Below are 25,678 nucleotides of genomic sequence, written 5' to 3'. Positions count from 1 at the left end.
CGCTGGATGCCGTGGGCATATCGCAGAGCATCCGGACGGCAGTGATTGGCGCCGGCCCCCGGGGCACGAGCGCACTGGAGCGGCTGCTGGCCAACTGGGTGCCCGCCGGACCGGACGCCACCTTGCACATTGATGTCATCGACCCCTATCCCGCGGGTCCGGGACACGTCTGGCAGCCCGGCCAGTCCCGGCTGTACCTGATGAACACGCAGTCGTTCTATCCCACGGTCATCCCCGAGGACCCCGACCTCGCGCGGCCGCTCGCCGGCAACACCTTCGACCGCTGGCGTGAACTGCAGCAGCACCAGCCCCACCCCTCTCTCACCGCCGAGGACCGCGTCGAACTCTCCGGGCTGGGGTCCGCGGACTTCCCCAGCCGGGCCCTGTACGGGCGCTACCTGCGCTCCACCCTGGACGCGCTGCTGTCCCGCCTCCCGGCCGGCGCGACGGTGGACTTCCACGACACGACGGCGACCTCCGTCCGCCATGCCGCCACGCCCGGGCCGGGGAACGACGGCCGCGTGCGGTTCGACGTCGGACTGGCCGACGGCGCGGTCCTCACCGTCGATGCCGTGGTCCTGGCCCTCGGCCACCTGGAAGCGCGGCTCAACCCCGAACAGCGCGACCTCCAGGCGGCGGCGGAGGAATTCGGGCTGCTGTACCTGCCTCCGGCGGCTCCGGCCGACGTCGACTGGGCCCTGGTGCCGGCGGTCAAACCGGTGCTGGTGCGCGGCATGGGCCTGAATTTTTTCGATGCAATGGGCCAGCTGACCGAAGGCCGCGGCGGACAGTTCCTGCCCGGCGAGAACGGCGGACTCAGCTACCTTCCCTCGGGCCGCGAACCGCTCATCATCGCGGCCTCCCGGCGCGGCACGCCGTACCGGGCCAAGGCGACTTTGGCCGGCTACTACCCCGAGGCGGTGACGCTGAGGTACTGCACCGAAAGCGCCGTGGCGAAATTCGCGGAGTCGGGAATCCGGCCTGCCTTCGACCATGACATCTGGCCGCTCTTGCACCGCGACGCCCTCTGGGCCTATTACTCGACGCTGGCGCGCTCGCAGCCCGGCGCCGTCCTGACCCGACCGAAGGAGTTCCTGAAGGCGCTGGACGAGGCCCTGCATCCGCACGCGCACTCCGCCGCGAAATGGGACGATGTGGTCGACGACGTGCTGGAAATTCACGTCCGTCCCGCCCACCGGCTCAATCTGCTGGGACTCGCGGCACCGCTGGCCGGGAGGTCCTTCGCCACCCGCGCGGAACTCGACAACGCCGTCGTCGACTATCTGCTCGACGACGCGCGGCGTTCCGCCCTCGGCGAGGACGACCCGGTGAAGATGACCATCGGCGCCCTGCACCACGGCCGGGCCGTGCTGAAGACAGCCGTCGCGGACGGCGGGATCACCGATGAATCGTGGGTCGCGGGCCTGCGCGGCTGGTTCGAATCCTTCGTGGAAGGCCTGGCCAGCGGTCCGCCCGCGCTGCGGTCCCAACAGCTCGCTGCCCTGGTCAGCGCCGGAGTCGTCCGATTCGTCGGCCCGGACCCGAAGTTCGGCGTGGACCGCCAGGCAGGGACCTTCACGGCGGTCTCACCCTGGGTGGGGAACAGCGCGGAAGACGGTCTCGGGGAAGTCGTACAGGCCGTGGCCATGGTCGAGGCGCTGGCGCCGGCCAACAAGGTCCCGGTCAACGAGTCGCCCCTGCTGGAGCAGCTGCTCGCCGAAGGCCTGGTCCGGCCGCGGCTCATGATGACGGTGGAAGGGACGCCGGTACCGACGTCCGGGCTGGACGTGGCGCCGCATCCGTACCGGCCGCTGGGCGCGAACGGCTCGGTGACCGAGGGCCTGTATGTCCTGGGACTGCAGCTGTCCGCCGTGCAGTGGGGAACCGCCATCGCGGCCGAGGCCCGGCAGAAGAGCGGTCCGGTGTACCGCAGCGGCCAGCGCACCCTGCGGGACGCCGACGAGATTGCCCGGGCCATCCTCGGACGCTAGCTGAGTGCGGCCCGCGCGTGCCCGAAAAATGGGCATGCCCTCCGTCCGCGTCCCCGAAAAATGGGCATGCCCTCCGTCCGGGCTGAGCGTTGGACATATGGGCTATATGTCCAATGCTGCAGCCCGGGGGAGGGCATGCTCACTGGTGCGGGGCTCCGGGGCTAACTAGCCCTTGAGGCAGTGGCGGTAGGCGGCCATTGCTTTGCCGTAGTTTGCCTGGCCCACGAGGTCCGCGGACCGCTTCGGCTTGACCGGGGCGGTGCATGTCGGCGGGACCGGAACGCTGGCTGCGACCAGGACGGCCGTCTTCACCACGGTTCCGGACTCGACGGCGGTGAGCACCAGGGTGCCCGTGCCGGCTGCGGCGCCGGCAGGAACCGCCACCTGAACCGTGGCGGCGCCGGCGGAAACCGGAACCGTGCCCAGGACGGTGACGGTGCCGTCCGCATCCGTGAACTCGGCGCGCAGCGACGTGTTCACCGGGCTGCCGAGTGAGGTGAGGTCCAGCTTGGAGACGGTCAGGGTGATGGCGTCCCCGCCCTTGACCTCGGCGGCCGTGGTGTTCACCACGGCAACGGAGCGGCGGGCGAAGTCCGGCGAGACCGGGCTTTGGGCCTGCAGGTACTTGATCCACGCGTCCCGGTCCACGAGTCCGGAGTCCTTGGTGTTGGTGCCGGACGTGAAGACGCGGAAGTTGTCGCCGCCCGTTGCCAGGAAGCTGAACGTTCCGATCCGGTAGGACTGTGCCGGGTCGATCAGTGCGCCGTTGACCCGGATCGAGGTGATCCGGTCACCGGCGGCGCGGGCGGCGTCGTAGGTGTAATTGACGTTCTGGGACAGGCCGAGCTGCTGGTAGGCGCGGCTGGGAACCGTGCCGTCCGGGTTGGTCTGCCACTGCTGTTCCAGGAGCGTCTTGAACTGCTCGCCGGTCAGCGAGGTGGTCCACAGATTGTTGACGAACGGCAGGACCGCGTTGGCCTCGGCGTAGGTGATGGTCCCGTCCGGCGCGTAGTACAGCTCGTTGCGCAGGCCGCCCGGGTTGACGACGCCGATCTCGGCGCCGCCCAGGTCCGGGGCCCTGAGTGAATCCACCAGGGAATCCGCGACCAGGTTGCCCAGGGTGGACTCGCTGGCTCGGTCATCTCGTGTTGCCGGGGTGGTGGCGCTGGCCGGCGTGAACGCCGTGGTGATGTCCGCACTCACCGAGCCGACCGGCTGGTTGCCGACCACTGCCGCGTCGGCCAGGGCCTTGTCAACGATGGTCTTGACGGCGGCGACCCGCGGGTAGTCGCGGACGAGAACGTCAGCCGGCTGGTCGGCCGAGCTGGTGCGCTTGACGTTGCCGGCCGTGTAGCCGGTGACTGCCATGGTTGCCGTGTCGATGGTCAGCCGGATCTGGCCGATGAACTCGCCGTAGTTTCCGGTCTGGACGATCGGGCGGGTTTTGCCCTCAACGCCGGGAACCGGGGCATTCCACGCGTACTGCTTGTGGGTGTGGCCGTTGAAGATCGCGGCGACATCCGGGGTGACCTCGGTGACCATCCTGGCGAAGGGGCCGCCGGCGGCGACTTCCTGCTCCAGGGTGGAGCCTTCGGGTACACCGGAACCGGCTCCGTCGTGGTTTTCCACAATAATCACGTCGGCCAGGTTGTCCGCCTTGAGCTTCGCGGCGACGCGGTTGATGGCGTCGACGGGGTCGCCGAATTCGAGGTCGGCGATGCCGGCAGGGGTGACCAGCGACGGCGTTTCCTGCGTGACCGTCCCGATCACGGCGACCCTCACGCCGTTCATGTCGAGCACGGTGTACTCCGGCAGGACCGACTCGGTGGTGCCCTTCTGGTAGACGTTGGCGCCCAGATAGGGGAACTTGGCGTTGCTGCCGCCCGCGATGACGCGGTCGCGCAGGTCGGCCCAGCCACCGTCGAACTCGTGGTTGCCCACGGCGGAGGTCCGCAGTTCCAGGGCGTTCAGCACATCGATGGTCGGCTGGTCCCTGGCAACGGCCGACGCGAACAGCGAGGCGCCGATGTTGTCGCCGGCAGAGAGGAATGCCGTGGCGCCGGGGGCCGCCGCGGCCCGCAGCTTCTCGATGGTTCCCGCGAAGAACACGGTGTTGGAATCGATCCGGCCGTGGAAGTCGTTGATGCCCAGGAAGTTCAGCTCCACGCTGGCGGGAGTGGAGGGCAGGTCGAGCCCCACCACCACCGGATCGTGGTCGCTGGCCCGGAACTGGTCCGGAGCGTAGTAGTCGGTCACGTTGTTGTTGTACCGGCTGTACTCCAGGGCCACGGACTCCACGGAGTTGATGTTCCAGATGTCGGCGCCGGTGACGACGGCGTCGGCCCCCGGTGAGGCGAGAATGTGGTCCAGCGAGCCCACCAGGCCACCGAAGAGGTAGGAGTGTTTGGCGGAACCATCGGCGTTCCGGGCCTTTTCGTCCTGGTTGACGTAACCCGCGGCCGTGAAGACGTTGATCGGGTCTTCCTTGGCGTAGGCGTTGAAGTCACCGATCAGGAAGACCTTGTCGGTGCCCTTGGCGGTCTGCAGCTCGTTGGAGAAGGCGAGGAGGGACTGGGCCTGCGCGGTGCGGGCGAGGTTCGAGGCGCCCTGGCCCTGGTCGGTGTCCTCCGGGGTGGCGGCTGAGCCCTTGGACTTGAAGTGGTTGGCGATCGCGATGAACTTCTTGTCATCGGCGGCGCCGACCGGCTTGAAGACCTGGGCCAGCGGCTTGCGGGCATTCGCGAACGCGACGGTGTCGTTGTGGATGATGGAGTCGCCCACCGGCTCCGCTGCGGACTTCTTGAAGATGAAGGCGGTGCGGATCATGTCCTCGTCGGCCAGCGGGGGTGCGTTGGCGGGAGTGCGGACGTAGTCCCAGATCCCCGGCGTGGCGATGTTCAGGGCATCGACCAGCTTGGCCAGGGCGTCGTCACGGTCCTTGCCGAACTGCGCTGAGTTTTCGATTTCCATCAGGGACACGACGTCGGCGCCGGACTTGGTGATGGCGGCGACGATCTTGTCCTGCTGGCGCTGGAGGTTCTCCGCGTTGGCCGCGCCGCGGGCGTCACAGCCGCCGCGGACGGTGATCGGGTTGCCGGCGCGGTCCGTGTAGTACGTGCATCCGGTGAGCTGGTCACCGGTGGTGGGGAAGTAGTTCAGCACGTTGAACGAGGCAATCTTGAGGTTGCCTCCCACGGACGCCGGGGCCTCCGTGCGGGTGGTCGAGCCGAAGCTGGCGGGCTGGACGGCCTCCGCATTGGCGGGGGTCAGGTGGGTCAGCGGCTGGAACTTCCAGGCGCCGTTCGCGAAGTTGAGCACCACGTTGGTCTTGAAGCTCACCGGTGCGCCCACGCGGACGGGGTCCGCCGCGGTCAGGTACGGCAATTCCAGGGCCTGGGTACCGGCGTCCTTGAGGAAGTTGGTGGTGGCGCCGTCGTCGAGCTTGATGCCGCGGGCGGCATTGGCGGCGACGGTGGCGGTGTATTCGGCGGAGCCGTACGGCGCAACGGCGGTGGGCTGCTCCAGCGGGGTGGCGCCTCCGGCCAGACCGATTTCGCCGTACTGGTTCAGCGAGTAGTTGTCAGTGACCGTGACGGGTCCCTGCGGGGTCAGCAGCATGCCTTCGAGCGCTTCGCGGAAGGCCTCCTCGGCCGGGAGGGCAAAGCCGGTGGCCTTGACCTCGGGGACGGCCTCGGTGAGCTTCAACAGGCCCGCGGCGCCGGTGACAGTCACCTGGGTCATGCCGAAGTATTCGCTGACGGCGCCCGTGACCTCGACGTAGTCGCCGATCTGCACGGAACCGGCCGTGGCGGCCGAGAAGACGAAAATGGCGTCCGATGCCGTGTGGTTGGCCGGGGTGAGGTCTCCGCCGGTGCCGGGGGTCTGGATGTAGTAGCCCGCGAAGCCGCCGGTGGGGAATGTCGCGGTGACCTTCCCGCGGGTGCTGACCGAGGTCCCGACGAGCGGGCTCGCGACGCCGTCGCCCTGGATTTCGGCGATGGTCCTGGCTGCCGGGGGAATGACGGGGCCGGGATCGACAGGAGGATCGACCGGGGTCGCTGCACCGTTCGGGGCCTTGGGGGTGATCGTGGCGTTGAGGCTGAAATCGGCGGAGTTGTTGTTGCTGTCAACACCGTTGCTGCGGTTGAGGCTCTTGACGTCTCCGGTGCCGGAAGGGGCCTTGGCCGCCACGGTTTCGAAGGTCAGTGAACTGCCGTAGCCGAGGAGGTCGGCCACATTCGCCGGTTCGACGACGGAGCCGGTGGCGAGATCTGTTACAGCCGTTGCCTGCTTGGCCAGCACGATGGTTCCGCCTGCGACGGCAGGGTTGAAACCGCCGGCGGAGGCGTCAGCGGCGGGCAGGTCCAGCCCGACTGTGCCGTTGCTCCCGCCCTTGAGCAGATAGTGGCCCTTGGCCGCGATGGTACCGGTGAGGGCAACGACAGTGCTCGGGAGGCCGGACCCTGGCGCGTTGCGGTACTGGAGGGACCAGCCGTCCAGCGGGACCGGGGCGTCGGAGGTGTTGTACAGCTCGACGAACTTGTTCTTGAAGGCGGCTCCGGGGCTGCCGCCGCTGAGGTACGCCTCGTTGATGATCACTGGCGAGCTGCCAGCCGCGGCCGGGGAGAACTCCACGGCGAACGCCGGCACGGCCGCCAGCGGGGCTGCGATGAGCCCCGCCGACAGCGCTGTGCCCAGCGCGGTCTTCCAAGGAATGTGTTTCATCCGCTCTAACTCTCATTACGTGCCCGGGTAAGGGCTGGGTGGAAGGTGCCCGCGTGATGCCGCGGACCGCCGGTCCCCGCTCCTGGTCAAGCGGGTCCCGGCACATCAAAACAGGGGTGAATGAACACGGTGTGTCTTGCATGTGCATTCGGCGAGACGTCCCCCAGCGGAACGCGTCACAGCCGTCACGGGCCCCCAACGGTGCGCCCCAGCGACGGAGTTGGTTAAACTTCTGACCTGCGTCAGTTTGAGCCGGCCCGGCGCGGAGGCGGCGGGCATGGCAAAAGAATACCGGCCAGTAACCGCTTTTTGAAGCGGTTGGCCGGTATTCCCGGGGGCAGTTTTACGGAAGGATTTCCCGAAGTTTCTCCTCAGTTGTTCCTCAGGTCAGCGGGACGCTCACGTGCCCTGCGGCCTGGCATCAGCACCTGACTGCGCCGTATCCGCAATGATTTTGAACATGGCGCCGGTGGGGTCGGCCAGCGTGGCCAGCCGTCCGAACGGGCTGTCCTCCGGCCCGTCAATCACCTGGGCGCCCATGGACACTGCGTTTTCGATGGCGGCGTCAGCGTCCGCAACCGCGAAGTAGACCTGCCAGTTGGACGGGACCTCTGCAGGGAGGTAGCCCGCGGCGTCCATAATCCCGGCCTTGGCGGCATCTCCGGCGCCCAGGGTGGTGTAGCGGAAATCAGGCGTGTCACTCATGACTTCGGTGTCCCAGCCGAACACGTCCTGGTAGAACTTCACCGCGGCGCCGTAGTCCTTGGTGTGGAGTTCATGCCACGCGGGGGTGCCGGGTTCAGCCGCGAGCCCGTAGCCCTTCATTTCGCCGGGCTGCCACACGCCGATGGAAGCCCCGGTGGCATCGGCGATCATCGCCATGCGGCCCTGGTCGGGAACGTCCATGGGCTCCAGATAGACCTGTCCGCCGTGCCGGGCCGCAGCCTGCGTGGTGGCCGCCGCGTCCTCCGAGCGCAGGTATGTGCTCCAGATGTCCGGCATGCCCGCCATGGTCTCGTCCTTTTGCATCATGCCGGCAACGGGCTGGCCGTCCTTCGCCGCCATGATGTACCCCCCATACTTCTCCTGGTCGCCCGTCTCGAAGGTCCAGCCAAATAGCTCCCCGTAGAAGGCTTTGGCCTTTCCGGTGTCGGAGGTCATCAGGTCGATCCAGCACGGCGCGCCGTTCGTGTGGTCCGGTGTAGGCATAGTGGGCTCCTTCTGTGCTCTGCGGCCCCGGGTCGTGCTGGCAGGCCGACGGATTCATTGGGGTGGTGGAAACACAGAGAGACTATTCCCGGGCACCGACGGTTTCAATGGGCTCGGCTGATCGGCTCCGCCTCGATAGCCGGCCCGGCACGCAAAAATGCCCCTGGTTCCGCCGTAACAGCGGAACCAGGGGCATTATTCGCGGAAGGTAAGAGATTCGAACTCTTGGTACGGGGTTACCGCACACTGGTTTTCAAGACCAGCTCCATCGGCCGCTCGGACAACCTTCCCTAACGAGTAGTGTTTCATAGGCAGTCGGCAGCAACAAAAAACGCGGTCACGCTCGCGGACACGGGTAACTCCTCCGCCTACGCTGGGAGAAGGCGCTTCGGATATGGTGTGCCGCAGGCGCATCCCTGCAGGGAGCTGCAGCAAGTTTAGTTAGGAATCGGGAGTTCTCCATGAAGGCCGTCTACATTTCAGAGCCGGGCGGACCCGAGGCCCTGGTGGTCCGCGAGGTCCCTTCCCCGGTGCCCGGCGCCGGCGAGGTGCTGATCGACGTCGTCGCCGCGGGTCTCAACCGCGCCGACGTCCAGCAGCGCAAGGGCTACTACCCGCCCCCGCCCGGTGCCTCCGACATTCCCGGCCTGGAAGTCTCGGGCCGGATCGCCGGCTTCGGGCCCGGCGTCACCAAGCCGTTCACCGTGGGGGATAAGGTCGTCGCCCTCCTGGCTGGCGGCGGCTACGCCCAGCAGGTGGCCGTTCCGGCCGGGCAGGTCCTGAAGGTCCCTGACGGCATCGACCTCGTCACCGCCGCCTCCTTGCCGGAAGTGGCCGCGACGGTCTATTCCAACCTGATCATGACGGCGCAGCTGCAGCCGGGCGAGACCGTCCTCATCCACGGGGCAACGGGCGGCATCGGCACGATGGCCATCCAGCTCGCGAAAGCCTTTGGCGCCGTCGTCGCCACCACGGCAGGAACGGCAGAGAAGGTCGGCACCGCCAAGGCCTTCCTTGGTGCCGACATTGCCATCAACTACGCCGAGGAGGACTTCCCGGAGAGCCTGCGTGCGCAGAACGGGGGCAAGGGCGCGGACGTCATCCTCGACGTCGTCGGGGCCAAGTACCTCACGCGGAACGTGGACGCGCTGGCGGACTATGGGCGGCTGGTGGTGATTGGGCTGCAGGGCGGGGCCAAGGGTGAACTGGATCTGGGCAAGCTGCTGAGCAAGCGCGCCGCGATCATCGCGACGGCGTTGCGCCCGCGGCCCGCTGGGGAGAAAGCCGTGATCATGGACGCGGTCCGCGACGCGGTCTGGCCGCTGCTGACCGACGGTAGGATCCGGCCGCTGGTGGCAAAGACCTTCCCGCTGGAGCAGGTCGTTGCCGCGCACAGGTACTTCGACTCCGGTGACCATGTGGGAAAGATCCTGCTGGTTCTGTAAAAGGTATTCCAGTTAAGGCATATCCGAATTGCTTCGGCGTCACGAATGACTGTAGTGTAATTCCATACGCGGTATACACGCGTCTTGGGGCGCGTGTATGCTGTCGTCCCGCTACCCTCCGGGAGCATTATGTCCATCCGTCACAGCCTCCTGGCTCTCCTGCAGGACCGGCCACGCTATGGCTACCAGCTGCGGATCGAATTCGAGGACCGCACCGGATCCACCTGGCCCCTCAATATCGGGCAGGTCTACACGACCCTTGATCGCCTGGAGCGCGACGGCCTTGTCCGCAAGGAGGGCCCCGACGGCGAGGGCCACGTGGTCTACACCATCACCCCCGAGGGACGCGCCGAAGTCCGCACCTGGTTCACCTCACCGGTTCCGCGGACCAGCCCACCCCGGAACGAACTGGCCATCAAGCTCGCCCTCGGGTTGACGCTGCCCGGCGTCGACGTCGGCGCAGCCATCCATGCCCAGCGCGCCGTGTCCATCCGGGCCCTGCAGGACTACACCAAGGCCCGCCGCGATACGGCATCCCAGCACCGGTCCACGGACACCGCCCGGCTGCTGGTGCTGGATTCGCTCATCTTCCAGACCGAGGCCGAGGTGCGGTGGCTTGACCTCTGCGAGGCCCGGCTCATGCAGTTGGCCGGCCCGTCCGTCTGAAGTCCGCCGGTACCCGGGTACCTGCGGGAAGCATCCGGCAGCAGTTACGGTCCCGCCGCTCGGCGCGTTGGCCCGACCGTTCACCGTCTCCGCGGGACCGTCCGGCGCAAAACCGTATCCATGGATCGCCGTCGTTGGTAGGGTGCCTTGGGGCACTTCTGTCAGGTGGATTTGCCCGGTTGGGTTTCTCAAGGAGGAGACATGGGCACAATGCCAGATGGCACGTCTAAAAACTTACTGGTCGAGGACGGCATAACGCCGGACCCGGCCCTGCCGCCCACAGCCGTGGACGAGTCCGTGCGCGAGGCCGAAGAGCGCAAATGGACGCCAACCAAGATCGCAATCTGGGCGGCAATCTCCCTGCTGGGCGCCGTGGCATGGTTCATGCTCGCGATTGTCCGCGGTGAAACGGTCAACGCCATCTGGTTCGTGTTCGCAGCCGTGTGTACTTACCTGATCGGCTACCGCTTCTACTCCAAGGTGATCGAGCGCTTCCTGCTCAAGCCGAACGACCGCCGGGCCACCCCCTCGGAGTACAAGGCCGACGGCAAGGACTACGTCCGGACGGACCGCAACGTCCTGTTCGGCCACCACTTCGCCGCCATCGCCGGCGCCGGACCCCTGGTAGGCCCGATCCTCGCGGCCCAGATGGGCTACCTCCCCGGCACCATCTGGATCATCATCGGTGTCGTGTTCGCCGGAGCAGTCCAGGACTACGTCGTGATGTTCTTCTCCATGCGCCGCGGCGGACGCTCCCTGGGCCAGATGGCCCGCGAGGAACTCGGCGTCATCGGCGGCACCGCCGCGCTGATCGCCACCCTGCTCATCATGGTGATCATTGTCGCCATCCTGGCCCTCGTCGTCGTCAACGCCCTGGCCGAGAGCCCGTGGGGTGTCTTCTCCGTCGGCATGACCATCCCGATCGCCCTCTTCATGGGCATCTACCTGCGCTTCATCCGCCCCGGCAAGATCATGGAAGTGTCGCTGATCGGCTTCGTGCTGCTCATGGCCGCCATCATCGGCGGCGGCCTCGTCGCCGCCACCGAATGGGGCGACGCCCTCTTCACGCTGGACAAGGTCACCATCGCCTGGGCCATCATCATCTACGGCTTCATCGCCGCCATCCTGCCGGTCTGGCTGCTCCTGGCCCCGCGTGACTACCTCTCCACCTTCATGAAGATCGGCGTCATCGTGATGCTGGCCCTGGCCGTCATCGTGGTCCGCCCGGAAATCACCGTCCCGGCCTTCAGCGAATACGCCAGCCGCGACAACGGTCCCGTCTTCCCGGGCTCCCTGTTCCCGTTCCTCTTCGTCACCATCGCCTGCGGCGCGCTCTCGGGATTCCACGCCCTGATCGCCTCCGGCACCACACCGAAGCTGATCGAAAAAGAACGCCAGACCCGCTACATCGGGTACGGGGGCATGCTGATGGAGTCCTTCGTGGCCGTCATGGCCCTCGTCGCGGCGATCTCCATTGACCGCGGGCTCTACTTCGCAATGAACTCCCCGGCAGCCCTCACCGGCGGCACCGTGGAAACCGCGGCCGCCTGGGTCAACAGCCTCGGATTGTCCGGCGTCAACATCAGCCCGAACATGCTCGCCGAGACGGCTGCCAACGTCGGCGAGGACAGCATCGTCTCCCGCACCGGCGGCGCCCCGACACTGGCCGTGGGCCTTGCCCACATCATGCAGCAGTTCATCGGCGGCACCGCCATGATGAGCTTCTGGTACCACTTCGCCATCATGTTCGAGGCGCTGTTCATCCTCACCGCGGTCGACGCCGGCACGCGCGTTGCCCGCTTCATGCTGCAGGACTCGATCGGCAACTTCGTGCCGAAGTTCAAGGAGCACTCCTGGCGTCCCGGCGCCTGGCTCTGCACCCTAGTCATGGTCGGTGCCTGGGGCGCCGTGCTGCTGATGGGCGTCACGGACCCGCTGGGCGGCATTAATACGCTCTTCCCGCTGTTCGGCATCGCCAACCAGCTGCTGGCCGCCATTGCACTGTCCGTCTGCCTGGCCATCGCGGCGAAGAAGGGTTCCTTCAAGTACCTCTGGATCGTGGCGATCCCGATGGCCTTCGCAGCCGTCGTGACCATCACGGCCAGCTACCTGAAGATCTTCTCCTCCACTCCGGCCGTCGGCTACTTCGCCAACAACGCCGCCTTCTCCAAGGCACTCGAGGAGGGCAAAACCTCCTTCGGCACGGCCAAGACCGTCCCGGCGATGGAAGCCGTGATCCGCAACACCGCGATCCAGGGCTGGCTCTCGGTCATCTTCGTGGTGCTCAGCATCATTGTCATCACGGCGGCCCTGCTTGCCACGTCCAAGGCGTTCCGCAATGCCAAGGCCGGCCTGGCCACCACCAGCAACGAGGATCCGGCGCTGCCGTCGCGTGTCTTCGCCCCGGCCGGCCCGGTTCCCACGGCATCCGAGCGGGCGCTCGTGGCCCAGTGGAATCAGCTGCCGGCGGACAACCGGACCGAGAAGTCCGCCCACCACTGATGCGGAGGAACAGATGAACGCTGTAGTTGCAGGTTTCCGGGGCTTCGCCCGGTACCTGGGCGGTGTCATGGGTGCGGATGCGTACACGAAGTATCTGGCGCACCATGCCGAAGCCGGCCAGGGCACCCAGCCGATGACCGAGCGGGAGTTCTGGCGTGACCAGACGGACCGTCAGGATGCCAATCCGCAGGGCCGGTGCTGCTGACCGGTGTCGGCTGAGCGGCGCCGCCGCTCCCTGAGGGCGCTGCCGGGCACATTAGTGCCCGGCAGCGCCCTCTGCCGTTTGTTGCACCGTTTGTTGCGCCGGTTTGTTGCGCTTTCATTGGGTCTGCGTCGGGGCACGGCGGCTGTCCCGCTCCGCGGCCCGGGCTCGTGAGAGTATGAAGCCATGAGCGATCCGCACGACACTCAGCCCGGCGGCGGGACCCCCATGGAGGGTGCCACTCTGGACCCCCGGCCGGCCGGCGACGACGGAAAAACGGCCCAGCCGCCGGAGCCCGGCAAGGGAATACCCGTCCAGCCCGGCGCGCCCGCAGGGGCGCGCCCCAAGACCAGCCAGCTCCAGGACCTCGTGGACGAACCCGCGAAGGTGATGCGGATCGGCACCATGATGAAGCAGCTCCTGGACGAAGTGAAGTCCGCCCCCCTCGACGACGCGGCGCGGGTCCGGCTGGCAGAAATCCATGAGCGCTCCATCAAGGAACTGGAAGACGGCCTGGCGCCGGCACTGGTCGAGGAGCTGGAGCGCATCACCCTTCCTTTCCCCTCGGAAGGAACCCCCTCGGACGCGGAACTGCGGATTGCCCAGGCCCAGCTGGTCGGCTGGCTGGAGGGCCTCTTCCACGGCATCCAGACCGCCCTCGCGGCACAGCATGCGGCCCGGGACCACGCCGTTGCGCAGGCACAGCTCCGCCAGTTGCCGCCCGGAACGGTGATTGCGCCCGGAGTCGTCATCGGCGAGAACGGGGAACCCCAACGCGCCGCGGCACCCGGGCCAGGCGCGGACCACCCGCAGCCTGTCGTCCCCGCGGACCCGGACCGCGGTCCCGGCCAGTACCTGTAAGGCACCCTTGGGATTCTTCAGCGCCGCCCGGCAGGGGCGGAAAGACGACGCCGAACTCGGCAAAGGCCTCTGGCGCCGCGCCCATGACCGGTTCACCCGCGGCCTCGACCGATACCACCAGGTTCTCGCCGGGGTCGAGGACGATGCCCTCTATGACGAACTCCTTGAGATCGCCAACGAACTCACGGCGCTCTCCGGGCGGGTCCGGCAGATCTGCGTGGAGGCCCAGCTGCGTTCACCCAGCGAGGGGCTCGACATTCCCGGGAGCCTGGCCGGAGTCCACCGCGCCCTGTCCACCGCCGGCAATTCCCTGGCGACCACGGCCGAGGCAGCCGCGATGCTCCGGCTCGCCGTCGGCCCCGTCCCGGCCGGCGCGGTTTCGGTGCGGCGCCGCGCCGAATCGGTGCTGGAACAGGTCAACGACGCCGAACGCCGGCTCGCGGAGGCGGCCGCCCTCGACTGAGGGTTCCGAACCGACCCTGACGCGGGGGAAATTCCCGGTTAAGCGCCTAGCTTAGCTGCGCCCTTTAAGCTGGCGGTATGCCGAGGACGTTGGCAGGATGGCGGAATGACTTTTTCCCCGGTACTGACTTTCAATGACGGCAACACGATTCCCCAGCTCGGCTATGGAGTGTGGCAGGTCGAAGACGACGTCGCCGAAAAGGTGGTTGTCCAGGCCTTCGAGGCAGGCTTCCGCCACATCGACACCGCCAAGATCTATGGCAATGAAGCAGGCGTGGGCCGGGCGATCGAGCGCTCAGGCCTCAAGCCGGAGGAAATCTTCATCACCACCAAGCTGTGGAACGCGGACCAGGGCTACGAGTCCACGCTGAAGGCCTTCGAGGAATCCATGGACCGCCTCGGCCTGAAGACCCTGGACATGTACCTGATCCACTGGATGCAGCCCAAGCAGGACAAGTACGTGGACACCTGGAAGGCGCTCATCGAGCTCCAGAAGCAGGGCCGCGTCAAGACCATTGGTGTCTCCAACTTCACCAAGGAGGGTCTGCAGCACCTCATCGACGAGACCGGCGTCGTGCCGGCCATCAACCAGATCGAACTGCACCCCTTCTTCAACCAGTCCGAGCTGCGTGAATTCAACGCCTCCAAGGGCATCCTCACCCAGGCCTGGTCGCCGCTGGGCCAGGGTGGCGAGCTGCTGGAGAGCGCTATCGTCGGCCAGATCGCGGCCAAGCATGACGCCACCCCGGCGCAGGTTGTCATCGCCTGGCACCTGGCCATCGGCAACGTCGTCATCCCCAAGTCCGTGACCGAATCCCGCATCCGCGAGAACTACGCCGCGCTGGACGTCAGCCTGGACGAGACCGACGTGCAGGCCATCAACGGCATGGACAACTCGGCCGAGGGCGCCGGCCGCATCGGCCCTGACCCGGCAGTCTCCGACTTCGCCTAAGCCCCGGCCTCACGGCCGGCCTGCGCCGCGAAGACCGCAGCTGGGGCCTTCACCCGAACCGGGTGGGGGCCCTTTCTGCTGCCCGGTGACCGCGCAGATCCCGGCTAGGCGGCCCTGCGGCCTTCCTGCAACGGCACCGTATCAATGATGGCCCAGCCGTGCTCGTCGGCCACCCGGCGGCTGGCGAAGCGTTCGGCGTCGGAGACGTCGTCGAAGGTCTCGGTGCGGATGCGGCCGCAGTCCGCGTCCAGGTACGTGACTTCAAAGTACTGGTTGGTTTCCATGCATTAAGTGTGGCGCCGGCCTCCGACACTTTCCGGTCATCAGTGCGGTGTGTTGCCCAGCCGCAGCACCCGTTCCCGGGCCAGGTCCTCCGTGCGCCGCGCCTTCGCCGCCGCCCGTGCCGCCTGCTGCGCCCGGGCAGCGGCCAATTCGCGCCGCTTCCTGGCCGCCTTGAGCTCCTGCTCGCGCTCGGCGAGCTGTTCCCGCAGCGTATCCACCGCGTCGGCCAGCTCTGTGGCCAGGGCCGTGGACTCGGCCAGCTCCTCCTCCTGCTGCCGGGATTCCCCTGCGGCCGCTGCGGCGGCATCCTCGGCACCCTTGAGCAGTGCCCGGGCCCGTTCCAGCGCGGAGGGAGTGGACCGCCGCGGTTCCTGCCGGACGGCGCGCAAGCGGGGCTGTTCCGCCGCTTTCCCGGTTACGGTCCCGGTCCTGGCCGCGGTTCCGGTCCGAACCGCTGCCCCGGCTGAACCGGCGGGTACCGGTTCGGCCTCCGTGGGAAGCACCAGGCCGGGCAGCGCCACGGCGCCTGACAGATCCACCACGTCCACGCCGTCGGCTGACAGCCCGTTGAGGAGGCGCCCCGACTGCACGGCGGCCGCGGCCCCCGCATCCGCTGTCGCCGCGCGCAGGGTCGCTTCCACCTCCGCCGCGATCGCGCCGCTGATCTTCCGGCCCTGCTGCTCGGCGACCTCCCTCGCCGCCTTGACCGCGCTGAGCAGGAGCTGACGCCGTTCCTGTCCCAGCCGGCGGAGTTCCGGGGCGTCGAGTGAGGATTGCGCGGCACGCATCGACGTCCCCAGCCCGGCGAGTTCCCGGAGGGTCTCCGGCCGCCGGGCAGCGAGCATGTTCACCGCCCACGCCGCCACGGACGGTTTGGGCAGGGACCGCACCTCCGCGGCGAGGGTCCGCTGGTCCTTCGCGGCAGCCGCGTCTTTGGCGGCTGCTGTCCGTGCTGCGACAAAATCGTCGAACGGGAGGGCATAGAGCCGTGCCGCAACGTCCGCCAGCGTCTGTTCTCCCATGCAAGAATCATAGGAGCCCGGCCCGCGGCTACGCCGCCGCCACCGGGCGGTTCTGACGGATAGAGGCACAATTGAGCGAACCACAAAGCGGTGTCGCGCCCAACACGTCGCCGCACAGTCTTTCCATCCCGGCCTCCGGCGACGCCGCGGGCGCCGACGCCGGTGCCCTCCCATGGCACCTCCGCCGCGCCTCCGAGGCCCTGCACACGCTCGAGGTCAGCCCGGAGACCGGGCTGGACTCGGACGAGGCGGACCGGCGCCTGGCGCTCTACGGCGCCAATGAACTCCGGGCCGCACCTCCGGTGCCGCTGTGGCGGAAGATCGTGCGGCAGTTCCAGGACCCGCTGATTTACCTGCTGCTGGCGGCCATCGCCATCTCAGTCATTGCCTGGGCTGTGGAAGGTGCCGCCGGCGTGCCGGTTGACGCCCTCGTGATCGGGGCCGTGGTCTTGTTCAACGGCGTCCTGGGCTTCGTGCAGGAAAACAAGGCTGAGAGCGCCGTCGCGGCGCTCCGGCTGATGACGGCAGCGAACTCCACAGTGCTGCGGGACGGCCAACTGAAAACCGTGCCGTCCGCGGAACTGGTGCGCGGTGACATCCTGGTCCTCAACGAGGGTGACGCCGTCGGTGCGGACGCCCGGCTGATCACCACAAGTTCCCTGGGCATCGCGGAGTCCTCGCTGACCGGCGAAAGCGCGCCCGTCTTCAAGGACCCCCGGGTCCTCAGCGGTGACGTCCCCCTCGGCGACCGGCTGAACATGGTTTACAAGGCGACGGCCGTGGCACAGGGCGTGGGCCGAGCAGTGGTGACCGGAACCGCGATGGACACCGAGGTCGGCGCGATCGCGGGAATGCTGGCGGCCGCCGAGGACGCCCCCACCCCGCTGCAGCGCGAAATCGCCGGCGTCAGCAAGCTGCTCGGCATCACCGTGATCGCGATCGCCGTCGTCGTGATGGCCACGATCATCATCGTCAACGGGGTGTCGACGCTGAGCGGGCTCGTCACCGTCCTGCTGCTGGGGGTCTCGCTCGCGGTGGCCGCCGTGCCGGAAGGTCTGCCCGCCATCCTGTCCGTGGTGCTCGCCATCGGCGTCCAGAACCTGGCCAAACGCAACGCCGTGGTCAAGGAGCTGCACTCGGTGGAAACCCTTGGCTCCGCCTCGGTCATCGCCTCGGACAAGACCGGAACGCTGACCCGCAACGAGATGACCATCTGCAGGATCACCACAGCCTCCGGCCAGGTCGAGCTCACCGGTGTCGGGTACCGGCCGGAGGGCGGTGTGCTCCATAACGGCCACGAAGTCAGTGATCCGGCGCTGCTCCGGGAGGCACACATGGTGCTGGCCGGGGGCTCCTTCGCCAACAACGCGCAGCTGCTGGAGCATGGCGGTGAATGGGAGATCCAGGGCGACCCGACGGAGGCGGCGTTCCTCGTCGCGGCCCGGAAACTTGAAGGGGTCACGGACAGGACCGGGGAGTTCGAGCGGCTTGGCGAAATTCCCTTCACCTCCGAGCGGAAACTGATGTCCGCCCTGGCCCACCACCGGGAGGCCGGCACGCTGTCCCTCGTCACCAAGGGTGCCCCGGACGTCCTGCTGAAACGCTGCACCGGGCTGCAGCTAGGCGGGGAGGTCGTTCCGATGGACGCGGACCGCCGAGCCCGGGCCCTCGGCGACGTCGAGGAGCTCTCGTCCCAGGCCTTCCGCACGCTCGGCGTGGCCTACCGCCGATACACCGAAGCGGACCGTCACGAAGCGGACATCCTCGACGAGGAGGACGAGAGCACGCTGGTGTACGTCGGCGTCGTCGGAATCCTGGACCCGCCCCGGGCTGAAGCGGCCTCCGCGGTGGCCGAGGCGCGGCGGGCCGGCATCCGCGTCGTGATGATCACCGGGGACCACCCGCTCAGCGCGGCGCGGATCGCACGTGACCTGGGGATCGCGAAACCGGGGGAGCGGGCGGTCACGGGCGCGGAGCTGGACGAACTGGACGAGGACGGGCTGAGGGCGATCACCCGGGACACCTCGGTGTACGCGCGGGTTGCACCGCAGAACAAACTGCAAATCATCACCGCCCTGCAGGCCCAGGGCAACGTGGTGGCAATGACCGGCGACGGCGTCAATGACGCCCCGGCGCTGAAAACCGCGGACATCGGCATCGCCATGGGCGTCACGGGCACCGAGGTCACCAAAGAGGCCTCGAACATGATCCTCGGCGACGACAACTTCGCCACGATCGTCTCCGCGGTGCGCCAGGGCCGGGTCATCTTCGAGAACATCAAAAAGTTCCTGCGCTACCTGCTGTCCTCGAACATGGGCGAGGTGTTCACGGTCTTCCTTGGCGTCGTATTCGCTGGCGCCATGGGCCTGGCCGGAGCGAGCCCCGGCGAAGTCGCGGTGCCGCTGCTGGCGACGCAGATCCTGTGGATCAATCTCGTGACCGACTCCGGCCCGGCCCTGGCGATGGGCGTGGACCCGGAAATTGACGACGTCATGGCGCGCCGGCCCCGTCAACACGGCGACCGGATCCTCGGCACACGGATGTGGCTGGGCATCCTGAGCATCGGCCTGGTAATGGGCGTCGCGTCCCTGCTGACCATCGATATCTTCCTGCCCGGCGGGCTGGTCCCGGGCGGCAGCGACTCACTCGACGTCGCACGGACCGCCGGCTTCACCACCCTCGTGTTCGCCCAGCTGTTCAACGCCTTCAACTCCCGGTCGGAGACGACGTCGGCCTTCCGCCGGCTCTTCGTGAACAAATGGCTCTGGGGCTCGGTGCTGCTGGCGACGGTGCTTCAGGTGGCGGTCGTCGAGCTGCCCTTCCTGCAGCGCGCCTTCGGGACGGCGTCCCTGGATCCCGGCCACTGGGCGGTCTGCGTTGCGATGGCCTCGACCGTGTTGTGGTTCGACGAGCTGCGCAAGATCGTCCTGCGGGCGGGCGAGCGGCACCGTGAGGCGCGGACCGGCGGATGAGGATCCCTCGTGGTGGCGGTCACCTCCAACGCCGATGAAGCGGGGGACGGACCGCAGATCCCAAAGGCCCGCAGAGCGACAGGGCACAATTCAACGAAAACAACAGAACCCCCGGAAATCGTTGATTTCCGGGGGTTCTTCTCGAGCTTCCTGCCAGAATCGAACTGGCGACCTTCTCATTACGAGTGAGACGCTCTACCAACTGAGCTAAGGAAGCAACCGCATGGAATGTCCGGGCGTGGCCCGGGCGCTTCATGCCAGAGACAACTGTAGTAGAGTCCTCAGGCCCGGGTCAAAATGAGGGCCGAGCGCCTCAGCAGACCGTGTTGTCCGCCGGGGACTTGCCATCGACCAGGTAACTGTCTACGGCATTGCCAACGCAGTCGTTGGAGCGGCCGTAGGCCGTGTGGCCCTCGCCCTGCCACGTCAGCAGCGAGGCGTTACCCAGCTGCTTGCGCAGCTCGCTCGCCCATTCCACCGGGGTGGCCGGGTCGCCGGTGGTGCCGATCACCAGGATGTCGGTAGAGCCCTTGTATTCCACCGGTGCCGGGGTGCGGACGTTCTGGTGCGGCCACTCCTTGCAGCTGGTGCCGCCGTAGGCGAAGTACTTGCCGAAGGTGGGCGAATCCAGCCGGAGCTGTTGGTCGTCCGCGCGCATCCCCGCGGTGTCCGTGACCATCGGGTAGTCCAGGCAGTTGATGGCGCTGAATGCAAAGGCGCTGTTCGACGAATAGCTGCCGTCGGGTTCGCGTTCGGCATTGAAGTCGGCCAGCCGCAGGAACGGCGAGGCATCGTTCTTCAGGGCGGCGCCCAGGGCCTGCGTGAGCAACGGCCAGTTGTCGTCGTTGTACAGCGGGACGATCATGCCGGTCACCAGGGTGGACGCAGAGACCATCCTGCCGTCCTTGGCGCGCACCGGGTTCGCCTCCACGGCCGCGATCAGGTCCCGGATCTGCTCGATCCCGTTGTCGACCCCGCCGCTGAGCGGGCAGCCATCGGACTTGAGACAGTTTTCCACGTAGGCGCGGAGGGCTTTTTCAAAGGCCTTGGCCTGACCGCTGGTGAGCTCCTCATAGCTGAGGGAGGGGTCCATCGCGCCGTCCAGGACCATGGCGCCGACATTGTCAGGGAACAGCGAGGCGTACGTCGAACCGAGGAATGTCCCGTAGGAGAACCCCATGTAGTTCAGCTTCGTGTCGTTCAGGGCAGCACGCAGGATGTCGAGGTCCTTGGCGGAGGTCTCGGTGTCGACCTCACCGAGGACGGGACCGGTCTTTTCCTCGCACTTTTCCGCGATCACCTGGTTGTCCGCCAGGGTTTCGGCCAGGCCGGCGTCGGTGTCCAGATCGTAGATCTTCGCGCGGGAGGCGTCGCGCTCCGGATCCGTCAGGCAGGTGACCGGGGCGGAGCGCTTCACACCTCGGGGGTCGAAGCCCACGATGTCAAAGTTGGCGCGGAGCTTCTCCGAGAAGTGCGTGGCTCCGGCGTCCTTGACGAAGTCATAGCCGGAGCCACCGGGTCCGCCCGGGTTGATGAGCAGGCTGCCCTTGCTGTTGCCCTTCGTGGAGAGCTTGATCGCCGCGATCTCGATGCTGTCGCCGTCGGGTTTGCTGTAATCCAGCGGAACCTTGATCTTGGCGCACTGGAGGTCCGACTCGCAGGCGGTCCAGTCAACCTTCTGCGTGTAGTAGCTGCGGAGCTCGGCGGGCGCGGAGGACGCGATCTCAGGATTCGGGGTGCTGGCGCTCTTGGCCCCGCCGTCGCCGGCACCGAACAGGGTGCACGAGGAGAGCACCACGGCCAGGGCCATGGCGCCGGCTGCCCGCATGCCGATCTCAAAAGATCGGGATCTGGCGGGCACTGCTCGTGCAGACTTCATGCGGTTCTCCTTGGAGGATCGGAACGGAGCGGAGGGGCTGGCACTTCACACCGGACAGGTGCTGGGGGCCGGTCTGATGGTCGGTTCACCGGGGACGGGTCACTCTATGATCCCTCAGATGAGGCTTGCGGCCATCGACTCGATGGCCAGCAGCGGGGCGACGTTGGAAGTCGTGATCCGTTTGCGGGCCTTGTTGATGGCGTCCATGCGGGCAAGTGTTGTTTCGGCGGAGGACTGGCGGGCGAACTCCACGAGTTCGCTCCTGAGTTCAACGTTGACCAGCTCGACGGCGTTCCCCATTTGGATGATCAGCACATCCCGGTAGAAGGACAACAGATCGGTCAGGGTGCGGTCGAGGGAGTCGGTTACCGAACGCTTGGCGCGGCGCTTCTGGTCGTCCTCGAGCTGCTTGACCTGCCCGCGCATGGCCGGCGGCAGGGTGCCGCTCTCGGGCGCGCCGAGGGTGGCGAGCAGCGCGGCTTTTTCCGCCGCGTCGCGTTCGTCGTTGGAGCTGTTGGCTTCCTCGGTGGCGATTTTGACGAGTTTTTCCGCCATCAGCACCGCGGCGGTGACGCCCCGGAGGCCCAGCGGGAACCGCACTGTTTCGAGCCGCCGCTCGCGGGCTTCGGGATCCCGTGCCAGCCGGCGGGCGATCCCGACATGGCTTTGCGCTGCCCGGGCCGCGCGTTCGGCGACGGCCGGGTCGACGCCGTCGCGCTTGACCAGCAGGGCCGCGACGTCGGCCGCCGGCGGGAGCCGCAACGCCACCGCCCGGCACCGGGAGCGGATGGTGACCAGGACATCGGCCGGGGAGGGCGCGCACAGCATCCAGATGGTGCGGGGGGTCGGTTCCTCGATTGCCTTGAGCAGCACGTTGGTGGTGCGTTCCGCCATACGGTCCGCGTCCTCCACGACGATGATGCGCCAGCGCGCCGAGGACGGCCGGTTCCCGGCTGTGGAGACCAGCTCGCGGGCCTCGTCGATGGTGATGGTGACCTTCTCGGTGCGCACGAACGCGACGTCGGAGTGGGTTTCCCCCAGGATGGTCCGGCAGGCCGCGCAGTCACCGCAGCCGCGCAGGCTGACGTCGTCCTGATCGCAATTCAAGGCGGCGGCGAAGGCCTTCGCCGCGTTGGACCGCCCGGACCCCGGCGGGCCGGTGAAAAGCCACGCATGGGTCAGGCCGTCACCCTCGGCAGCCTGGCGCAGTTGGGCCACGACGGCGGGCTGGCCCTGGAGGTCGTCCCAAACGCTCATGCGGTCACGCCACGGGGGAGGGCCAGCAGCGACTCGACCCGTTCGAGGATCCGCACCGCCAACTGCTCGACTGGGAGGTGGGCGGGAAGGACGAGATAGTGCTCGGGCCGGGCCGCGGCGAGGGCGAGGAACGCGGTCCGGATCCTGGCATGGAACTCGTCCGCCTCGGATTCCAGCCGGTCCTCGGCCGCATCGCCCGCGGTGCGGCGGCGCCGGCCGACCTCGGGGTCAACGTCGAGCAGTACCGTGAGGTCCGGCAGCAGGCCCGAGGTGGCCCACTCGTTGATGTTGCGGACGGCGTCGGTGCCGAGGCCCCGGCCGGCGCCCTGGTAGGCGACCGACGAATCGATATAGCGGTCGGTGAGGACGATCTCGCCGCGCTCCAGGGCCGGGCGGATGACCTGGCTGGCGTGGGCGGCGCGGGAGGCCGCGAAAATCAGGGCTTCGGTGTGCGCGTCGATGTGGCCGTGGCCGTGGTCCAGGACTAGGGAACGGAGCTTTTCGCCGATCGGAGTGCCGCCCGGCTCCCTGGTCCGCAGCACCTTGAGGCCGCGGGACTCAAGGGCCGACGCCAGCTCGGCTGCCTGCGTTGACTTGCCGGCGCCGTCGCCGCCCTCGAAGGCGATAAACAGTCCGGGGTTATGGGTAGTCACTGCTCTAGCGTACCGACAATCCCTGACAGTCACGTGCCTGCGCGTAACGCCTTGGGTGCCCTGCGGGGACCCCAAGTACCCTGTGACCATGAGTCTTTCCGATGCACAGGCGGCATCCCTTTCCGCCGAAACGGTTGTAGTGGCGGCGGGCCGCCCGCCGCGTGAACGCGACGAACCGGTGAACCCCCCGCTGGTGCTCTCCTCGACCTATTACGGCACGGGACCGCTGGGCGACGGCGACCGCGGCTACGGGCGGTATTCCAACCCCACCTGGGACCCCTTCGAGGAAGCCCTCGGCCAGCTGGAGGGCGCCGAGCTCCCCGGCCTGCTCTATGCGTCCGGCCTCGCCGCCGTCAGCTCCGCGCTGTCCCTGGTTCCTGCCGGTGGTGTACTGGTCATGCCGTCCCACAGCTACGCCGGTTCCCTGGTGATGGCCACGGAACTGGCCGCGAAGGGGTTCCTGGAACTGCGCACGGTGGACATCGCGGACACCGACTCGGTGCTGGCGCAGCTCGCACCGGCGGACGGGCGCCCCGCCAGCATGCTCTGGCTGGAGAGCCCCACCAACCCGATGCTGGGCGTCGCGGACCTCCGCGCTCTCACAACAGCCGCGCACGCGGCGGGCGCCGTCGTCGTCACGGACAACACCTTCTCCACCCCGCTCGTGCAGCAGCCGCTGACGCTGGGTTCCGACGTCGTCCTGCACTCGGTGACCAAGTACCTCTCCGGCCATTCCGACGTCGTGCTGGGCGCCCTGGTGACGTCCGACGCCGGACTGCGCGCCGCGCTGCTGCACCACCGCACTATCCACGGCGGGATCGCGGGGCCCTTCGAGGCCTGGCTGGCGCTGCGCGGGCTGCGCACCCTGGCCCTGCGGGTCGAGCGTTCGCAGGCCTCGGCCGCGGTGCTGGCCGAGCGGCTGAGCACGCACCCCCGGGTCGGCAGCATCCGGTTCCCGGGACTGCCCTCGGACCCCGGCCACGAACGGGCCAAGAGCCAGATGAAGGGCTTCGGCTCGGTGCTGTGCATTGAAATGGCCCCGGTGGACGGCCACAACGGCAGCCTCAGCGGGGCCGATGCCGCAGACCGGATGATCCGGGCCCTAAAGCTGTGGCTGCCCGCTACCTCGCTGGGCGGGGTGGAGTCGCTGATCGAACGGCGGCGCCGGCACACGGCCGAGCCGGCCAGCGTGCCCGACAACCTGGTCCGGATGAGCGTCGGCATCGAAAACGTCGAGGACCTTTGGGCCGATTTGGAGCAGGCCCTGGCCAGCTTGGGCGGCTAGGCTGGGGGCATGGACGGACGAGCGCTTATTTACTATGTCGAGACCGGGATCTACTTTCTCCTGGCCCTCGTAGCCCTGGCCCTTGAGGTGTGGGCATTCTTCGATTGCCTGCGGCACAAGGCAAACGCTTTTGAAGCCGTGTCCAAGCGCACCAAGACTTTCTGGCTGGCCGTCACCGGCGGCGCCATGGCCGTGGGCCTGCTGTCGCTGCTGGGCGGCGGAGGCGGAGGCCTCCTGGGTCCGCTGGGACTGTTCGGACTCGTCGCCGTGACGGCCGCGTCCGTTTACCTCGCCGACGTCCGCCCGGCCGTCAAGGACGCGGGCCGCGGCGGAAGCCGCAACACCGGTCCCTACGGCCCCTGGTGACCTAGCCGGCCCGCTGGGGCCCTGCCTCTAAGGCCCCGGCGCGACGGCGTCCCAGCCGACCGTCAGTTCGCCCAGCCGCCACCGGGCCGGACCATCCTGGATCGGCCAGCCGGCGTCGAGCAGTGCCCGGCACATCGCCGTCCAGCGTTGCCGGTTCCCGAACGACGCCAGCGGCGCGGCCTCCAGCCAGGCCTGGTCCATCGCCTGCAGGAAGGCCTGGATCCGCTCGCCGGGCACGTTGCGGTGGATGAGGGCTTTCGGGAGACGCTCGGCCACCTCCGAGGGCAGCGCAAAACTGCCGAACCGCATCGACAGGCTCAGGCTCAGCGGCCGCTCGGCGTCCAGCGCCACCCACGTGACCCGGCGGCCGATCTCGTCGCAGGTGCCGTCGATGAACAGCCCGCCCGCGGCCAGCCGCCCCTGCACCAGGCGCCAGATGGCCGCGACATCGGCCTCCTCGTACTGCCGGAGCACGTTGAACGCCCGCACCAGGACGGGCCGGCCCGCCACCGGCAGTTCGAAGCCGCCCAGCCGGAAGCTCAGCCCGGGCCGTTCCAGTTCCCGGGCCAGGCGCACGCGCTCGGTATCGATTTCGATTCCGACCACCCGCACGTCGGGGCGGACCGCGGACAGCCGTTCAAAGAGTTCGACCGCGGTGGCCGGGGAAGCTCCGTAACCCAGATCGACGGCGAGGGGATCAGCCGCCGCGCGCAGCCGCCAGGCCTGCGGGCCGGTCAGCCAGCGGTCCAGCCGCCGCATCCGGTTGGGGTTGGTGGTGCCGCGGGTAATGTTGCCCACCGGCCGGCCCGCCCGGGGTCCGCCCTTCGCCACGCCGCGTTTTTCCACGCCGCCTTTTCCCATGACATGGGTCTGCGGGGACGCCACCCGCTCAGCCTTCTGCACCACCAGCCCACCCTATCCTCCATCGCGATCCTCCAAACGCGGGG

The 25,678-nt window shown here is 68.0% G+C and carries 19 protein-coding genes and 2 tRNA genes; 11 read left to right on the top strand and 10 right to left on the bottom strand.

Annotated elements, in window-relative coordinates; genetic code table 11:
* The first annotated feature begins 11 nt into the window (after positions 1-11).
* Entirely contained in the window at positions 12-1,991 is a 1,980-nt protein-coding gene (locus tag ACZYZ5_RS17775; protein WP_463903536.1) for an FAD/NAD(P)-binding protein, read from the top strand.
* 165 nt (positions 1,992-2,156) lie between these two features.
* Here ACZYZ5_RS17775 and ACZYZ5_RS17770 read toward each other — a convergent pair whose 3' ends face one another.
* From ACZYZ5_RS17770 to ACZYZ5_RS17760, 3 genes are all read right to left on the bottom strand, one after another.
* The gene (locus ACZYZ5_RS17770) at positions 2,157-6,716 is read right to left on the bottom strand and encodes an ExeM/NucH family extracellular endonuclease (RefSeq protein WP_463903513.1); all 4,560 of its coding nucleotides are present in this window, start codon (positions 6,714-6,716) and stop codon (positions 2,157-2,159) included.
* A gap of 399 nt (positions 6,717-7,115) precedes the next feature.
* Complete coding sequence (locus tag ACZYZ5_RS17765; protein ID WP_463903512.1) at positions 7,116-7,925, bottom strand: VOC family protein; 810 nt, start codon at positions 7,923-7,925, stop codon at positions 7,116-7,118.
* 202 nt (positions 7,926-8,127) lie between these two features.
* A tRNA-Ser gene (locus tag ACZYZ5_RS17760) sits at positions 8,128-8,215 on the bottom strand.
* A 171-nt stretch (positions 8,216-8,386) separates the two neighbouring features.
* Between ACZYZ5_RS17760 and ACZYZ5_RS17755 the strand changes: the two genes are divergently transcribed.
* The 7 genes from ACZYZ5_RS17755 (at position 8,387) to ACZYZ5_RS17725 (ending at position 15,015) form a co-directional block, all read left to right on the top strand.
* Positions 8,387-9,370, top strand: a complete 984-nt coding sequence (locus ACZYZ5_RS17755; RefSeq protein WP_463903510.1) for an NAD(P)H-quinone oxidoreductase — start codon at positions 8,387-8,389, stop codon at positions 9,368-9,370.
* 129 nt (positions 9,371-9,499) lie between these two features.
* The gene (locus ACZYZ5_RS17750; protein ID WP_463903509.1) at positions 9,500-10,036 is read left to right on the top strand and encodes a PadR family transcriptional regulator; all 537 of its coding nucleotides are present in this window, start codon (positions 9,500-9,502) and stop codon (positions 10,034-10,036) included.
* A 201-nt stretch (positions 10,037-10,237) separates the two neighbouring features.
* Positions 10,238-12,538: a carbon starvation CstA family protein gene (locus ACZYZ5_RS17745; RefSeq protein ID WP_463903508.1), complete on the top strand. Its 2,301-nt coding sequence runs from the start codon at positions 10,238-10,240 to the stop codon at positions 12,536-12,538.
* A gap of 13 nt (positions 12,539-12,551) precedes the next feature.
* A complete protein-coding gene (locus ACZYZ5_RS17740; RefSeq protein WP_463903506.1) occupies positions 12,552-12,743 on the top strand; it encodes a YbdD/YjiX family protein in 192 nt (63 codons plus the stop codon).
* A 183-nt stretch (positions 12,744-12,926) separates the two neighbouring features.
* Positions 12,927-13,601, top strand: a complete 675-nt coding sequence (locus tag ACZYZ5_RS17735) for a bacterial proteasome activator family protein (protein WP_463903505.1) — start codon at positions 12,927-12,929, stop codon at positions 13,599-13,601.
* Positions 13,602-13,608: 7 nt separating this feature from the next.
* Positions 13,609-14,064 carry a hypothetical protein gene (locus tag ACZYZ5_RS17730; RefSeq protein WP_463903504.1) on the top strand — a complete coding sequence of 152 codons (456 nt, stop codon included), beginning with the start codon at positions 13,609-13,611 and terminating at the stop codon, positions 14,062-14,064.
* A gap of 105 nt (positions 14,065-14,169) precedes the next feature.
* A complete protein-coding gene (locus ACZYZ5_RS17725; protein WP_463903503.1) occupies positions 14,170-15,015 on the top strand; it encodes an aldo/keto reductase in 846 nt (281 codons plus the stop codon).
* Between the two features lie 104 nt (positions 15,016-15,119).
* Here the strand turns inward: ACZYZ5_RS17725 and ACZYZ5_RS17720 are convergent, their stop codons facing one another.
* A complete protein-coding gene (locus tag ACZYZ5_RS17720) occupies positions 15,120-15,299 on the bottom strand; it encodes a hypothetical protein (RefSeq protein WP_463903501.1) in 180 nt (59 codons plus the stop codon).
* A gap of 39 nt (positions 15,300-15,338) precedes the next feature.
* Positions 15,339-16,319, bottom strand: a complete 981-nt coding sequence (locus tag ACZYZ5_RS17715; RefSeq protein ID WP_463903500.1) for a hypothetical protein — start codon at positions 16,317-16,319, stop codon at positions 15,339-15,341.
* A gap of 71 nt (positions 16,320-16,390) precedes the next feature.
* On the opposite strand from ACZYZ5_RS17715, the gene ACZYZ5_RS17710 reads away from it, so the two are divergent.
* Entirely contained in the window at positions 16,391-19,291 is a 2,901-nt protein-coding gene (locus ACZYZ5_RS17710) for a cation-translocating P-type ATPase (RefSeq protein WP_463903499.1), read from the top strand.
* Positions 19,292-19,435: 144 nt separating this feature from the next.
* Here ACZYZ5_RS17710 and ACZYZ5_RS17705 read toward each other — a convergent pair.
* The 4 genes from ACZYZ5_RS17705 to tmk all read right to left on the bottom strand — a co-directional run bounded on the left by ACZYZ5_RS17705 (position 19,436) and on the right by tmk (position 23,080).
* Positions 19,436-19,508, bottom strand: a tRNA-Thr gene (locus tag ACZYZ5_RS17705).
* A 96-nt stretch (positions 19,509-19,604) separates the two neighbouring features.
* Entirely contained in the window at positions 19,605-21,170 is a 1,566-nt protein-coding gene (locus ACZYZ5_RS17700; RefSeq protein ID WP_463903497.1) for an alpha/beta hydrolase, read from the bottom strand.
* A 114-nt stretch (positions 21,171-21,284) separates the two neighbouring features.
* Positions 21,285-22,427 (bottom strand): DNA polymerase III subunit delta', encoded by a 1,143-nt coding sequence (locus tag ACZYZ5_RS17695; RefSeq protein ID WP_463903495.1) that lies wholly within the window; start codon positions 22,425-22,427, stop codon positions 21,285-21,287.
* The gene (gene tmk / locus ACZYZ5_RS17690) at positions 22,424-23,080 is read right to left on the bottom strand and encodes a dTMP kinase (RefSeq protein ID WP_463903494.1); all 657 of its coding nucleotides are present in this window, start codon (positions 23,078-23,080) and stop codon (positions 22,424-22,426) included. The genes ACZYZ5_RS17695 and tmk overlap by 4 nt, the downstream gene beginning before the upstream one ends.
* Before the next feature lie 88 nt (positions 23,081-23,168).
* On the opposite strand from tmk, the gene ACZYZ5_RS17685 reads away from it, so the two are divergent.
* Both ACZYZ5_RS17685 and ACZYZ5_RS17680 read left to right on the top strand, forming a co-directional pair.
* A complete protein-coding gene (locus ACZYZ5_RS17685; protein WP_463903493.1) occupies positions 23,169-24,365 on the top strand; it encodes a trans-sulfuration enzyme family protein in 1,197 nt (398 codons plus the stop codon).
* Positions 24,366-24,374: 9 nt separating this feature from the next.
* Positions 24,375-24,731 (top strand): DUF2516 family protein, encoded by a 357-nt coding sequence (locus ACZYZ5_RS17680; protein WP_463903491.1) that lies wholly within the window; start codon positions 24,375-24,377, stop codon positions 24,729-24,731.
* Between the two features lie 27 nt (positions 24,732-24,758).
* Here the strand turns inward: ACZYZ5_RS17680 and ACZYZ5_RS17675 are convergent, their stop codons facing one another.
* Positions 24,759-25,592 (bottom strand): class I SAM-dependent methyltransferase, encoded by an 834-nt coding sequence (locus ACZYZ5_RS17675; protein ID WP_463903535.1) that lies wholly within the window; start codon positions 25,590-25,592, stop codon positions 24,759-24,761.
* Positions 25,593-25,678: the final 86 nt, after the last annotated feature.

The sequence above is a fragment of the Pseudarthrobacter ribosi genome (genome assembly GCF_055412865.1).
Note: the sequence above shows the minus strand (reverse complement) of the source record. Positions and strands in the feature narration are given on the sequence as shown.

What these genes read in the sequence shown, in the direction of transcription:
- ACZYZ5_RS17740 (WP_463903506.1), top strand. Translation starts at nt 12,552, where the DNA reads ATGAACGCTGTAGTTGCAGGTTTCCGGGGCTTCGCCCGGTACCTGGGC.
- ACZYZ5_RS17700 (WP_463903497.1), bottom strand. Translation starts at nt 21,170, where the DNA reads ATGAAGTCTGCACGAGCAGTGCCCGCCAGATCCCGATCTTTTGAGATC.
- ACZYZ5_RS17685 (WP_463903493.1), top strand. Translation starts at nt 23,169, where the DNA reads ATGAGTCTTTCCGATGCACAGGCGGCATCCCTTTCCGCCGAAACGGTT.
- ACZYZ5_RS17695 (WP_463903495.1), bottom strand. Translation starts at nt 22,427, where the DNA reads ATGAGCGTTTGGGACGACCTCCAGGGCCAGCCCGCCGTCGTGGCCCAA.
- ACZYZ5_RS17735 (WP_463903505.1), top strand. Translation starts at nt 12,927, where the DNA reads ATGAGCGATCCGCACGACACTCAGCCCGGCGGCGGGACCCCCATGGAG.
- ACZYZ5_RS17680 (WP_463903491.1), top strand. Translation starts at nt 24,375, where the DNA reads ATGGACGGACGAGCGCTTATTTACTATGTCGAGACCGGGATCTACTTT.
- ACZYZ5_RS17725 (WP_463903503.1), top strand. Translation starts at nt 14,170, where the DNA reads ATGACTTTTTCCCCGGTACTGACTTTCAATGACGGCAACACGATTCCC.
- ACZYZ5_RS17770 (WP_463903513.1), bottom strand. Translation starts at nt 6,716, where the DNA reads ATGAAACACATTCCTTGGAAGACCGCGCTGGGCACAGCGCTGTCGGCG.
- ACZYZ5_RS17720 (WP_463903501.1), bottom strand. Translation starts at nt 15,299, where the DNA reads ATGGAAACCAACCAGTACTTTGAAGTCACGTACCTGGACGCGGACTGC.
- ACZYZ5_RS17765 (WP_463903512.1), bottom strand. Translation starts at nt 7,925, where the DNA reads ATGCCTACACCGGACCACACGAACGGCGCGCCGTGCTGGATCGACCTG.
- ACZYZ5_RS17755 (WP_463903510.1), top strand. Translation starts at nt 8,387, where the DNA reads ATGAAGGCCGTCTACATTTCAGAGCCGGGCGGACCCGAGGCCCTGGTG.
- ACZYZ5_RS17675 (WP_463903535.1), bottom strand. Translation starts at nt 25,592, where the DNA reads ATGGGAAAAGGCGGCGTGGAAAAACGCGGCGTGGCGAAGGGCGGACCC.
- ACZYZ5_RS17715 (WP_463903500.1), bottom strand. Translation starts at nt 16,319, where the DNA reads ATGGGAGAACAGACGCTGGCGGACGTTGCGGCACGGCTCTATGCCCTC.
- ACZYZ5_RS17750 (WP_463903509.1), top strand. Translation starts at nt 9,500, where the DNA reads ATGTCCATCCGTCACAGCCTCCTGGCTCTCCTGCAGGACCGGCCACGC.
- ACZYZ5_RS17745 (WP_463903508.1), top strand. Translation starts at nt 10,238, where the DNA reads ATGGGCACAATGCCAGATGGCACGTCTAAAAACTTACTGGTCGAGGAC.